Raw genomic sequence first — 13770 nt, 5'->3', positions numbered from 1 at the left:
CTCTTAACAGAGTTGTTTAAGAAAGACGCCATGACGGCGTCTTTTTTTATGTCGCTATGATTGCGCTATAGGGGCGACATTATTGCAACAAGTCTTTGTTATGTAAGGGCCAATGGTCTGGTACGATAAACCAAGCTTGATTGAATTCATCGACGGCTTGAGTCGGTGTAGTCAGCGTTGTGAGATCGATGCTTTCTACTAGTTCGTTAAAGCGAGGAGGGGTGATCCACTGTGTTTTGTTGAGGTGTTTGAATATCTTACCTTGCGTAATTAATGTCATCGCTTGATGTTTAAAGCACCATCGTCCTTTGCTGACCTGTGGGTTGATCGCCAATGGCGAGCCCATCTCTGCACCATCGAAACTATCAAATAATCGCCCTTGCATGATAAGGCGCTTCGTTGTTACCGCCCCGAACTCTTGTTGCCATTTTTGTTGATAGGCTGGGTGATCGCACAGCATCAGTTGATGCTCAACCATACGTTGGGTTTTCTTGTCTAGGTTGTCATTGGCATTAGGACCTAGCCATTGTTGCTGATAAGCCAAGTAGAACTTGATAGCCACTTCCCAGTGTTCCAACTCATTGGTTTGTTTATTTTGAACCAGAAAATCAATAGCGCCTAAGGTTTGCTTGTTCCAGCTTAGCTGGATCTCCTCTGCGACTAACTCATAGTCGGGGTGAGCGGTGATCAATTGTTGCCAAAGCCACTGATAATAAAACCCCAGCCGTTTGTTGCCTTGGTAACTCAGTGTTTGGGGAAGAATGGCATTGGCTTTGAAGCGATCAAGCCAAGTGTTGTCGGTTTGAAATGGTTGCTGCTGAGTCAATGCAGGCAATGAAAGTAGCGTCTTGAAATCTGCAGTAATTTGCTCAAGGTTGTTGTAACGCAACGGCTGTGACATGAATAAAAGACCTAAATAACGTTTCCTCATTGTAAGCAGATGATTTGCCGAGTGACAATGGCTACACTAGGGATATTGTTAAAGCATGCCGTTAAACGGAAGAATAAATGAATAATTTAAAGCTAGAAGCTGTATTAAATGAGCTACTTAGTCCACATATGATCAAGGACTACTGCCCGAATGGTTTACAGGTGGAAGGTAAGTCAGAGATCAAAAAGATAGTGACTGGCGTGACGGCATGTCAGGCATTGATTGATCGTGCGATTGAAGAAAAAGCCGATGCTCTGCTCGTACACCATGGTTTTTTTTGGAAAGGTGAACCTGCTGAAATTCGCGGGATGAAGTTTCGCCGTATTAAAGCACTGATTAAAAACGGCATTAACCTCTACGCCTACCATCTACCGTTAGATGTACATCCTGAGCTTGGCAATAATGCAAAATTGGCTGAGTTACTCGGGCTGGAAGTGCTTGGTGGTTTAGAGGCGGGGAATCCAAACTCGGTAGCGATTTACGGCCAGTTAGATACGCCCTTAAGTGGTGAGGAGCTTGCTGCACGTATTGCTATTGCACTTCATCGTGAACCGCTACACATTGGTGATAACGCGCCTGCTGAAATTAAAACTGTGGGTTGGTGTACCGGTGGCGGTCAAGATTTCATCGAGCTGGCAGCGCAGAAAGGGTTAGATGCCTTTATTTCCGGTGAAGTTTCCGAGCGTACTACTCATACTGCTCGTGAGTTAGGTATTCATTACTTTAGCGCTGGTCACCACGCTACGGAGCGATATGGCATTAAAGCGCTAGGAGAGTGGCTAGCTGCTGAGCATGACTTCGATGTGAACTTTATTGATATTGATAATCCAGTGTAGTTGGGTATAACGATTATTGAATTCAAATTAAAAGGGTTGCCATTGGCAACCCTTTATTTTCGTTAAATCTTAGGCGACAACTTATTCGCGTTCGTGAATTGGTTGGAATTCACGTTGAGTGTAACCTGTGTAAAGCTGACGAGGACGACCGATGCGGTTTTCAGGATCTGCATGCATTTCGCTCCAGTGCGCAATCCAACCGACAGTACGTGACATTGCGAAGATTACGGTAAACATGGATACCGGAATGCCAATCGCTTTCAAGATTATACCCGAGTAGAAGTCAACGTTAGGGTAAAGCTTCTTATCAATGAAATACGGGTCTGACAGCGCGATACGCTCAAGTTCCATTGCTACATCTAACAGTGGGTCTTGGATATTCAGCTCTTGCAGTACATCGTGGCATGCTTCACGCATCACGGTTGCACGTGGGTCGTAGTTCTTATAAACACGGTGACCAAAGCCCATTAGGCGGAATGGGTCATCTTTATCTTTCGCACGTTCGATGAACTCAGGGATCTTATCCACACTGCCGATTTCTTCAAGCATCTTCAGACAGGCTTCGTTAGCACCACCGTGCGCTGGTCCCCATAGCGAGGCAATACCTGCTGCAATACAAGCAAATGGGTTAGCACCCGAAGAGCCCGCAAGACGAACTGTTGACGTTGAAGCGTTTTGCTCATGGTCTGCGTGAAGGGTGAAGATTTTATCCATTGCACGCGCCACAACAGGGCTTACTTCATATTCTTCACATGGTGTTGCAAACATCATGTGAAGGAAGTTCTCTGCGTAATCAAGATCATTACGTGGGAAAATAAATGGCTGACCAATCGAGTACTTATAACACATTGCCGCCAGTGTTGGCATTTTCGACAGTAGGCGGAATGCAGTAATTTCGCGGTGCTCGTCGTTATTGATGTCTAACGAATCATGGTAAAAAGCCGCTAGTGCTCCCACCACGCCACACATAACAGCCATCGGGTGAGCATCACGACGGAAGCCATGGAAGAAACTCGCGATTTGTTCATGCACCATAGTATGACGCGTTACCGTAGTACGGAAATGTTCATATTGCTCACGCGTCGGTACTTCGCCGTATAGCAGGATGTAACATACTTCAAGGTAATCGGCATTGTTAGCAAGCTGATCAATAGGGTAACCACGATGCAGAAGAATACCTTTATCACCGTCAATGTAAGTGATTTGCGATTCACATGAAGCAGTGGCTAGAAAACCAGGGTCGAATGTGAAGTAACCGTTAGCGCCCAGTTTACGCACATCAACAACTTCAGGACCTTGTGTACCCCCGATAATCGGCAGTTCGATAGGAGCCTTCCCTTCAATATGAAGAGTAGCGTTCTTATCTGCCATAACAATCTCCTTTGCTTTTTTATAATCCTAATCCAAGGCGGATGTACATTTGTTGTACTTAATACGAGGTCAATTGTCAATTTTTGTACTTTGATGTGTGTGCTTGTTAATAACTTTCGATAAAAAAGTGCAAATTTCCCAAATCGTGTTAGATGTCATGTTAAGAGGTTTGTAATTGCTTGTTACGAGGCATATAATCGCGGCAGGTCTCAAGCGCAGCAATGCTGGTAACTTATTTTTTAGTTGCCTGTTAAATGAGTAACTTAAAGCTATAAATGCTCTAAATATTACGTAGGGCGAAATAATAACCGTAAGTTGCGAAAATGTAACATTTGTTTGTGAGGCCTAGATATCCAGTGAACTGGACAGTTCATTCATAAAAATAAAGTGCTCCCAAGGAGCTGAGTGGGCAATGACCGTGAAAGTAAATAAGCCAAGACCTGTCAACCTCGACCTACAGACCATTCGCTTTCCGTTAACTGCGATTGCGTCCATCCTGCACCGTGTCTCAGGTGTGATCACCTTCGTTTCAATCTCTATCCTATTGTGGCTGCTCAACCTGTCACTCTCGTCTCCAGAAGGATTTGCAAGTGCTGCAGACATCGTCGACAGCTTCTTCGTCAAATTTATCTTATGGGGAATTTTGACAGCGCTGTTCTATCACATCGTGGTGGGAATCCGTCACCTGTTGATGGATTTGGGATATTTTGAAGAAATGGAAACCGGGATCGCCAGTGCCAAAGTTAGCTTTGCGATTACCGCTGTTCTTTCTGTGTTTGCAGGAGGTCTAGTATGGTAGGGAATGTATCAACCGTCGGCCGTAATGGCATACACGACTTTATTCTAATCCGAGCCACTGCGCTCATTTTGACCCTTTACACCTTTTATATGGTCGGCTTTTTTGCGTTTGGGCCTGATCTAACGTTTGAAACTTGGAGTACTTTCTTTGGCAAGTTAAGTACCCGTGTTTTCACCTTACTTGCGTTAGTGTCGATATTGGTTCATGCGTGGATTGGCTTGTGGCAAGTGCTGACCGACTACATTAAACCCGCCGCCTTGCGTGCCGGGCTGCAATTTGTGGTTGTCGCCGTTCTTCTTGTCTACCTATTTTCTGGTTTCTTAATTGTGTGGGGTGCGTAAGTGAGCATTGCAGTTCGAGAGTTTGATGCCGTAGTGATCGGCGCAGGTGGTGCTGGCATGCGTGCTGCACTACAAATTTCAGAGCAGGGGCTAAAATGTGCCTTGCTATCCAAAGTATTTCCAACCCGTTCGCACACTGTATCGGCGCAAGGTGGTATTACCGTTGCTCTGGGCAATTCGCACCCAGATAACTGGCAATGGCACATGTACGATACGGTAAAAGGCTCTGATTACATAGGTGATCAGGATGCGATTGAGTACATGTGTTTGAATGGTCCGAAATCAGTTATCGAACTTGAGAAAATGGGATTGCCATTTTCACGTTTTGATAACGGCACGATTTATCAACGACCTTTTGGGGGCCAGTCGAAAGAGTTTGGTGGTGAGCAAGCCGCCCGTACCGCAGCCGCGGCAGACCGTACTGGACACGCCTTGCTTCATACCCTGTATCAACAAAATATTAAACACAAAACGACCATTTTCTCTGAGTGGTATGCGCTTGATTTGGTGAAAAACCAAGATGGCGCCATCTTAGGTTGTACGGCGCTTTGCATGGAAACGGGCGAGATTTGTTACTTCAAATCTAAAGCGACCATCTTAGCAACGGGTGGTGCGGGGCGTATCTATGCTTCAACTACAAATGCGCATATTAATACCGGTGACGGTGTCGGTATGGCGCTGCGTGCCGGTGTGCCAATGCAAGATATGGAAATGTGGCAGTTCCACCCAACCGGCATTGCAGGCGCAGGGGTACTGGTGACCGAAGGGTGTCGTGGCGAAGGTGGTTATCTGCTAAATAAAGACGGTGAGCGCTTTATGGAGCGTTATGCACCGAATGCCAAAGACTTAGCAGGCCGTGATGTGGTTGCCCGTTCAATGATGGTAGAAATTCGTGAAGGACGTGGCTGTGATGGTCCGTGGGGCCCGCATATCAAACTGAAAATGGATCACTTGGGTAAAGAGGTGCTGGAATCGCGTCTACCGGGGATCTGTGAGTTATCACGTACCTTTGCCCATATTGACCCAGTGAAAGAACCGATTCCTGTTATTCCAACCTGTCACTATATGATGGGTGGTGTGCCAACACAAGTTTCAGGGCAAGCAATTAAACAAACTGCTGCTGGTACTGACGAAGAAGTTCAAGGTTTGTTTGCTTGTGGTGAAATCGCCTCGGTTTCCGTCCATGGTGCTAACCGCCTAGGGGGGAACTCGCTCCTTGACTTGGTCGTGTTTGGTCGTGCAACGGGATTACACCTTGGTGAAACCTTGGCGGCACAAGCAGAAGCACGTCCGGCAACCGATTCTGATATCGAAGCGTCACTGGCGCGTGTTAATCGCTGGAACAACACTCAGAAAGGTGAAGACCCAGTAGAGATCCGTAAAGATCTGCAAACCTGTATGCAAAACAACTTCTCGGTATTCCGTGAAGGTGATGCGATGGCTAAAGGTTTGGAAGAGCTAAAAGTGATCCGTGACCGCTTGAAAGAAGCGCGCCTGGATGACACTTCAACAGAATTTAATACTCAGCGTATTGAATGTCTTGAGCTTGAAAACTTGATGGAGACAGCCTACGCAACTGCTGTAGCGGCGAACTATCGTACTGAAAGCCGTGGTGCTCATGCTCGTTTCGACTTCCCTGAGCGTGATGATGCGCAGTGGCTATGTCACTCGATTTACAATCCTGAGACTGAAAGCATGTCGAAGCGTGATGTGAACATGTCACCAACCCATCGTGAAGCTTTTCCACCGAAAGCACGTACATACTAGGGGAGGGATAAATTATGAAACTGAATTTTTCAATTTACCGCTATAACCCTGATGTTGATAACGCGCCGCACATGAAAGGCTACACCTTGGATGTGCCTGAAGGCTCAGACATGATGGTGCTAGACGCGTTGATTTTGCTTAAAGAGCAAGATCCAACACTGGCTTTCCGTCGCTCATGCCGTGAAGGGGTTTGTGGCTCTGATGGGATTAATATGAATGGTAAGAATGGTCTTGCTTGTATTACGCCGCTGTCCGCGTTAACAGGTGAGTCCACAATCGTGATCCGCCCATTGCCTGGGTTACCTGTGATCCGTGACCTTATCATCGACATGGAGCAGTTCTACACTAACTACGCCAAAGTGAAGCCATATTTGATCGACGATGGTGCGATGCCGCCAGCGCGTGAAAATCTGCAAATGCCAGAAGATCGTGCCCACCTTGATGGTTTGTACGAATGTATCATGTGCGCATGTTGTTCGACATCGTGCCCATCCTTCTGGTGGAACCCAGATAAGTTCGTGGGACCTGCAGGTTTGTTAGCGGCATACCGTTGGCTAATTGATAGTCGAGATACTGCAACAGATGAACGATTATCTGATCTCGACGACGCTTTTAGTGTTTTTCGTTGCCATGGCATCATGAACTGTGTAAATGTTTGTCCTAAAGGGTTAAATCCGACAAAGGCAATCGGACATATCAAGACAATGCTGCTTAAACGCGCAGTCTAAAATTGAATTATCGATATGCTGACAACTAGCCCTTTGGGTTGGTTGTCAGCCTTTATAAGCACGGCTTGGCCGTGGCATTTTGGCGATAACTAGTGGTTAAGGGAAAACAATGCACAATGGCGTTATGAAGACATGGCTTGAGTCTTCACATCTGGCTGGCGCCAATGCGACTTACGTAGAAGATCTCTACGAGTTGTATCTTAGCGACCCAGACTTAGTTGATGACGTATGGCGTGATGTATTTGACGGCTTACCTGTTCCCAAACAGGAAGTTGTTGAACAGCCTCATTCACGAGTTCGAGATTACTTCCGACGTCTAGCAAAAGAAACAACGTTTCTGAGTGCTAGCGTTAATGATCCCGATGTGGATGCCAAGCAAGTAAAAGTCCTTCAGCTCATCAATGCGTACCGCTTCCGCGGACACCAACACGCAAATCTTGATCCGTTAGGATTATGGCAACGGGAGAAAGTCGAAGACTTAGATCCTGTTTATCACTCTCTGACAACAGAAGACTTTGATCAGACCTTTAACGTGGGTTCGTTTGCTGTCGGCAAAGAAACCATGAAGTTGTCTGAAATTTACGATGCGCTGAAAAAGACCTACTGTGGTTCGATTGGTGCTGAGTATATGCATATCACAAATACCGATGAGAAGCGTTGGATCCAACAACGTTTAGAGTCGGTGGTTGGTCAAGGTACTTTCAGCAAAGAAGAAAAGATCACTTTCCTTGAAGAGTTAACCGCAGCGGAAGGACTTGAGCGCTATCTTGGCGCGAAATTCCCAGGCGCGAAGCGTTTCTCGCTTGAAGGTGGCGATGCACTGATCCCGATGATGAAAGAGCTTGTTCGCCATGCGGGCAGCCAAGGGGTTCGTGAAGTGGTGGTCGGTATGGCGCACCGCGGCCGCTTGAACATGTTGGTTAACGTACTGGGTAAAAAGCCGCAAGATTTGTTCGATGAGTTTGCAGGCAAACACGACGAAACTTGGGGTACAGGTGATGTGAAATATCACCAAGGCTTCTCGGCGGACTTTGCAACTCCGGGTGGCGATGTGCATCTCGCGCTAGCCTTTAACCCATCGCACTTGGAAATTGTAAACCCAGTAGTCGTTGGTTCAGTACGTGCTCGTCAAGATCGTTTAGGCGATGAAAATGGCTCGTTGGTACTGCCAATTACCATTCACGGTGACTCTGCGGTAGCAGGTCAGGGTGTTGTTGCTGAAACCTTTAATATGTCGCAATCTCGCGGCTATCGTGTTGGCGGTACTGTACGTATCGTAGTGAACAACCAAATTGGTTTCACTACCTCGAACCCGAACGATACGCGTTCAACTCAATACTGTACCGATATCGCGAAGATGGTACAGGCACCAATTTTCCACGTTAATGCTGATGACCCTGAAGCGGTGGCATTCGTTACTCGTTTAGCTTTCGATTACCGTAATGAGTTCAAGCGTGATGTGGTGATTGATCTGGTGTGTTACCGCCGTCATGGTCACAACGAAGCGGATGAGCCAAATGCGACTCAGCCGTTGATGTATCAAAAAATCAAAAAACACCCAACGCCGCGTAAGATTTACGCTGATACGCTCACCGACGCAGCTTCCATTGAATTGGAAACCGCCACTGCGCTTATTAACGAATATCGTGATGCGCTTGATCGTGGTGAGTGTGTGGTAAAAGAGTGGCGCCCAATGAAGCTGCATTCCGTGGACTGGGAACCGTATCTCGGTCATGACTGGACTGCGGAATGGGATTACCAAGTTGGTGATACTCGCCTTACTGATTTAGGTAAGCGTGTTTGTCAGTTCCCTGAAAGTCATAAGCTTCAAAGTCGTGTCCAGAAACTGTACAACGACCGCATGTCGATGGTTAATGGTGAGAAGGCTGTTGACTGGGGGATGGCTGAAACCTTGGCTTACGCAACCTTGGTTGATGAAGGCCGTCGCATTCGTATCACAGGTCAGGATTCTGGTCGTGGTACTTTCTTCCACCGTCATGCTGTGCTGCATAACCAAGGTGATGCGAGCACTTACATTCCGCTTTCTAACATTCACAACAAACAAGGCACGTTCCAAGTGTTTGACTCTGTGTTGTCGGAAGAAGCGGTACTGGCATTTGAATACGGTTACGCGACCGCTGAGCCAAGTGGCTTGACGGTATGGGAAGCACAGTTTGGTGATTTCGCCAATGGTGCTCAAGTAGTAATTGACCAGTTCATCAGTTCGGGTGAGCAGAAGTGGGGCCGTATGTGTGGCCTGACTATGCTACTGCCGCACGGTTATGAAGGTCAGGGGCCTGAGCACTCATCGGCACGTCTTGAGCGTTACCTTCAGCTATGTGCTGAGCAGAACATGCAAGTGGTGGTTCCATCTACGCCTGCGCAGGTATATCACATGCTGCGCCGTCAGGTACTTCGCCCAATGCGTCGTCCGTTGGTGGTTATGTCACCTAAGTCTTTGCTTCGTCATCCATTGTGTGTGTCGAGCATGGAAGATCTTGCGAACGGTACTTTCCAGCCAGCGATTGGTGAAATCGATGATCTGGATCCGAAGCAAGTTAAACGTGTGGTGTTCTGTTCAGGTAAAGTGTACTTCGACTTGCTAGAGCAACGTCGTAAGAACGAGCAAATCGATGTCGCGATTGTGCGTATCGAGCAGCTCTACCCATTCCCTAAAGAAGATGTTGAAGCGGCTTTGGCTGATTATCAACATGTCACCGACTTTGTATGGTGTCAGGAAGAGCCACAAAACCAAGGTGCATGGTACTCAAGCCAGCATAACTTCCGCTCTGCGTTGCCAAAAGGTGCAGATCTGAATTATGCAGGACGCCAAGCGTCAGCTTCACCGGCTGTAGGTTACATGTCGGTTCACTTGAAACAACAAAAAGCGTTAATCGAAGACGCACTGACTATAGCTTGATCGCGCTTTGCCGCGATTAAGCGTTGGAACAAAAAGGAATAAGCCGATATGACAATCGAAATTTTGGTTCCCGATTTACCTGAATCTGTTGCAGATGCGACAGTAGCAACATGGCACAAACAACCAGGCGACGCGGTAAGCCGCGATGAAGTGCTGGTGGATATCGAAACCGATAAAGTAGTACTTGAAGTACCAGCGCCAGAAGATGGCATTCTAGAAGCGATTTTGGAAGGTGAAGGAACCACGGTACTGACGAAGCAGCTGATTGGTAAACTTAAAGCTGGTGCTGTCGCTGGTGAGCCAACATCAGATGTACCTGCTGAAGCAGAAGCTTCGCCAAACAAGCGTAACACGGCATCTTTGTCTGAAGAGAGCAATGAAGCGCTAAGCCCGACAGCTCGCCGTTTGCTTGGTGAGCATGGTCTTAAAGCGTCACAAGTGAAAGGGACTGGTGTTGGTGGTCGTATTACGCGTGAAGACGTTGAAGCGTATGTGAAAGAAGCCAAAGCAGCACCTGTTGCAACTCCTGAGGTTGAAGCAAAAGCCGAAGCACCATTGGCGCATCGCAGCGAAAAACGTGTTCCTATGACTCGTCTACGTAAGCGTGTAGCTGAGCGTCTGCTGGAAGCAAAAAATAGCACTGCTATGCTGACTACGTTTAACGAAGTGAACATGAAACCTATCATGGATCTTCGTAAGCAATACAAAGACATTTTTGAAGAACGTCACGGCATTCGCCTTGGCTTCATGTCTTTCTACGTGAAAGCTGTGGTTGAAGCGCTGAAACGTTTCCCAGAAGTGAATGCTTCACTCGACGGTGACGATATTGTTTACCACAACTTCTTCGATGTTAGCATCGCGGTTTCAACACCTCGCGGTTTGGTAACGCCAGTACTTCGTGATTGTGACAAGCTAAGCTTGGCTGAAATCGAAAAAGGCATTCGTGAACTTGCGCTGAAAGGTCGTGACGGTAAGTTAACTGTTGATGATCTAACCGGTGGTAACTTCACTATCACCAATGGCGGCGTGTTTGGTTCGCTAATGTCGACACCAATTATCAACCCACCACAATCAGCCATTTTGGGTATGCACAAGATCCAAGATCGTCCAATGGCGGTTGATGGCAAAGTTGAAATCCTACCAATGATGTACCTAGCGCTATCTTATGATCACCGTTTAATCGACGGTCGTGAATCAGTTGGCTTCCTAGTGACCATCAAAGAATTACTTGAAGACCCTACGCGTCTACTTCTAGACGTGTGATACCTGGGCCGGTAAATAGTGCAGGCCGAGCATGCTCACGTTCGGCCTAATTTAAGCGTTCAGGTATGAGTGGTGTTGCCTTGGCTCCCCCGCCATTTTCGGGTGACATCAGATGGAATAACAAATCCCTTAAGGGATATAAAAACGGATAGAACATCATGAATCTGCACGAATATCAGGCAAAACAGCTATTCGCTGAGTACGGTCTGCCAGTTCCAGAAGGCTATGCTTGTGACACACCACAAGAAGCAGCGGAAGCGGCGGGTAAAATCGGCGGCGACAAATGGGTAGTAAAATGTCAAGTTCACGCTGGTGGCCGTGGTAAAGCGGGCGGTGTGGAACTGCATGACACGAAAGAAGGTATTAAAGAATTCGCTCAGAAGTGGCTAGGTAAGAATCTAGTGACTTATCAAACTGACGCTAATGGTCAGCCTGTAGCGAAAATTTTGGTAGAAGAAGCATCGAATATCGCTAATGAACTGTATTTAGGTGCAGTTGTTGATCGCGGTACTCGTCGAATTGTTTTCATGGCATCAACTGAAGGTGGCGTGGAGATTGAAAAAGTTGCGGAAGAAACGCCAGAGCTAATTCATAAAGCGGCCATTGACCCTCTTGTTGGTCCTCAGGCTTATCAAGGTCGCGAGTTAGCATTCAAGCTCGGCTTGAAAGGCGATCAAATCAAACAGTTCACTAAGATCTTCATGGGCTTAGGGACTATGTTTACTGATTGCGACTTAGCGTTATTAGAAATTAACCCACTGGTTATTACTGGTGATGACAACCTACTTTGCTTAGACGGTAAGATTAACATCGACTCTAATGCCTTATACCGTCAGCCGGGTCTTCGTGAAATGCACGATCCATCGCAAGAAGATGAGCGCGAAGCACATGCGGCGAAGTGGGAACTAAACTATGTTGCTTTAGACGGTAGCATTGGTTGTATGGTAAACGGTGCCGGTCTTGCGATGGGTACTATGGATATCGTTAACCTTCACGGTGGTCAGCCTGCTAACTTCCTTGATGTCGGTGGTGGTGCAACCAAAGAACGCGTGACTGAGGCGTTCAAAATCATCCTTTCTGATAGCAATGTAAAAGCGGTATTAGTGAATATTTTTGGTGGTATCGTTCGTTGTGATTTGATTGCCGACGGTATTATCGGCGCTGTTGAAGAAGTGGGTGTTGAAGTGCCTGTTGTTGTTCGCCTAGAAGGTAATAACGCAGAGCTGGGTACAACCAAATTGGCTGAAAGTGGCCTTAACATTATTGCTGCGACTTCGTTGACTGAAGCAGCTGAGAAAGTAGTTGCTGCTGCGGAGGGTAAATAATGTCTGTTCTAATTAATAAAGATACTAAAGTTATCTGTCAGGGCTTCACAGGTGGACAAGGAACCTTCCATTCTGAGCAAGCTATTGCTTACGGTACTCAAATGGTCGGTGGTGTTTCACCGGGTAAAGGTGGTACTGAGCACCTTGGTTTACCTGTATTTAATACGGTACGTGAAGCAGTAGAAGCGACAGGTGCGACAGCGACGGTCATTTATGTACCGGCTCCGTTCTGTAAAGATGCGATTTTAGAAGCGATTGATGCTGGTATCGAGCTGATTGTGACGATTACCGAGGGTATCCCTACATTGGATATGCTTGATGTAAAAGTACGTTTAGACGAAGCGGGCGTTCGCATGATTGGTCCTAACTGCCCAGGTGTGATCACACCGGATGAGTGCAAGATTGGTATCATGCCTGGTCATATCCACAAGGCGGGTAAAGTTGGTATCGTATCGCGCTCTGGTACTCTGACCTATGAAGCGGTTAAGCAAACCACTGATGAAGGTTTTGGCCAATCAACTTGTGTTGGTATTGGTGGTGACCCAATCCCTGGCTCAAACTTTATCGATATTCTTGAGATGTTTGAACAAGATCCTGCGACTGAAGCTATCGTGATGATCGGTGAGATCGGCGGTACAGCTGAGGAAGAAGCGGCTGCTTACATTAAAGAGCATGTGACTAAACCTGTTGTGTCTTACATTGCGGGTGTGACAGCACCTCCGGGTAAACGTATGGGCCATGCCGGTGCGATTATCTCTGGTGGTAAAGGTACTGCGGAAGATAAGTTTGCGGCACTTGAAGCTGCAGGCGTGAAAACAGTGAAAAGTCTTGCTGAAATTGGCTCAGCATTACGCCAAGTCACTGGCTGGTAATACAGCAGCATTGCGCAAAACCCGTCACTAGGTGGCGGGTTTTTTTATGCGGTTAACTTGGTATTTTACCTTGTGCGTGCCTCTGACACTTTGTGTCATTATCTGACTAGCTAGCTCTTTGCCTTGGAATAAAGGTACTTTTCACTAGAGAGTTTAAGCACAGAAAGTCAGCGACTTACCATAATACGCATGCCTGTATGGTTACAGATTGCAGAAAAAATAAAACATCGTATTATATGAGATTACTATAAAGATAGGACTCGCTGACCATTTGCATGGCTGCACGAAGGTAGGACAAAAATGAAGAAGATACTTATCACTGGTTGCTTATTAGCCGTAGCGGGAAACGTATACGCGAAGCCAGATCAGCAAGCGTACGATGATTGCGTGTTGGCGAATGTTTCCAAAGCAGAAGAGTCAGCAGCCGCGAGTATTATGACCAATGCTTGTCACCGCCTTCATATCGACAACTTTATGCTAAGCGATAAAGATCAAGCCTATTTTCAATGTTTGCTTGATTACCTACCGGATGTAAAAAAGCGCTCGTTAACCATGCAGGTTAAGCAAACCTGCGATCGAAAACATCGAAGCTTATTTAACTAAGTGCTAGATACAAT

Annotated in this window: 12 protein-coding genes; 10 read left to right on the top strand and 2 right to left on the bottom strand. The window is 46.8% G+C overall.

Annotation, left to right across the window (positions count from 1 at the left end):
- Positions 1-79: 79 nt before the first annotated feature.
- Complete coding sequence (locus tag A3K86_RS06350) at positions 80-901, bottom strand: DUF1853 family protein (protein WP_068329292.1); 822 nt, start codon at positions 899-901, stop codon at positions 80-82.
- A gap of 107 nt (positions 902-1008) precedes the next feature.
- Between A3K86_RS06350 and A3K86_RS06345 the strand changes: the two genes are divergently transcribed.
- Positions 1009-1767, top strand: a complete 759-nt coding sequence (locus tag A3K86_RS06345) for a Nif3-like dinuclear metal center hexameric protein (RefSeq protein ID WP_068329291.1) — start codon at positions 1009-1011, stop codon at positions 1765-1767.
- Between the two features lie 81 nt (positions 1768-1848).
- On the opposite strand, the gene A3K86_RS06340 is transcribed toward A3K86_RS06345, so the two are convergent.
- Positions 1849-3138, bottom strand: a complete 1290-nt coding sequence (locus tag A3K86_RS06340; protein ID WP_068329290.1) for a citrate synthase — start codon at positions 3136-3138, stop codon at positions 1849-1851.
- 412 nt (positions 3139-3550) lie between these two features.
- On the opposite strand from A3K86_RS06340, the gene sdhC reads away from it, so the two are divergent.
- From sdhC to A3K86_RS06295, 9 genes are all read left to right on the top strand, one after another.
- Positions 3551-3937: a succinate dehydrogenase cytochrome b556 subunit gene (gene sdhC / locus A3K86_RS06335; RefSeq protein ID WP_068329283.1), complete on the top strand. Its 387-nt coding sequence runs from the start codon at positions 3551-3553 to the stop codon at positions 3935-3937.
- Positions 3931-4278, top strand: a complete 348-nt coding sequence (sdhD, locus tag A3K86_RS06330) for a succinate dehydrogenase, hydrophobic membrane anchor protein (protein ID WP_068329280.1) — start codon at positions 3931-3933, stop codon at positions 4276-4278. Before sdhC ends, sdhD begins: the two co-directional genes overlap by 7 nt.
- Complete coding sequence (gene sdhA / locus A3K86_RS06325; protein ID WP_068329272.1) at positions 4279-6045, top strand: succinate dehydrogenase flavoprotein subunit; 1767 nt, start codon at positions 4279-4281, stop codon at positions 6043-6045.
- 14 nt (positions 6046-6059) lie between these two features.
- Entirely contained in the window at positions 6060-6773 is a 714-nt protein-coding gene (locus tag A3K86_RS06320; RefSeq protein WP_068329269.1) for a succinate dehydrogenase iron-sulfur subunit, read from the top strand.
- Between the two features lie 109 nt (positions 6774-6882).
- The gene (gene sucA / locus A3K86_RS06315; RefSeq protein WP_068329260.1) at positions 6883-9693 is read left to right on the top strand and encodes a 2-oxoglutarate dehydrogenase E1 component; all 2811 of its coding nucleotides are present in this window, start codon (positions 6883-6885) and stop codon (positions 9691-9693) included.
- Between the two features lie 48 nt (positions 9694-9741).
- Complete coding sequence (gene odhB / locus A3K86_RS06310) at positions 9742-10956, top strand: 2-oxoglutarate dehydrogenase complex dihydrolipoyllysine-residue succinyltransferase (RefSeq protein ID WP_068329258.1); 1215 nt, start codon at positions 9742-9744, stop codon at positions 10954-10956.
- 158 nt (positions 10957-11114) lie between these two features.
- Positions 11115-12281, top strand: coding sequence for an ADP-forming succinate--CoA ligase subunit beta (sucC, locus tag A3K86_RS06305; RefSeq protein ID WP_068329256.1), 1167 nt, complete (start codon positions 11115-11117; stop codon positions 12279-12281).
- Positions 12281-13153 (top strand): succinate--CoA ligase subunit alpha, encoded by an 873-nt coding sequence (gene sucD / locus A3K86_RS06300; RefSeq protein ID WP_068329252.1) that lies wholly within the window; start codon positions 12281-12283, stop codon positions 13151-13153. The genes sucC and sucD overlap by 1 nt, the downstream gene beginning before the upstream one ends.
- A 300-nt stretch (positions 13154-13453) precedes the next feature.
- Complete coding sequence (locus A3K86_RS06295; RefSeq protein ID WP_068329249.1) at positions 13454-13756, top strand: VF_A0006 family four-cysteine protein; 303 nt, start codon at positions 13454-13456, stop codon at positions 13754-13756.
- The last annotated feature ends 14 nt before the right edge of the window (positions 13757-13770 follow it).

Origin of the sequence: Photobacterium jeanii (genome assembly GCF_001650345.1) — a bacterium.
Lineage (GTDB): Bacteria > Pseudomonadota > Gammaproteobacteria > Enterobacterales > Vibrionaceae > Photobacterium > Photobacterium jeanii.
This window is presented reverse-complemented; position numbering and strand designations above follow the sequence as displayed.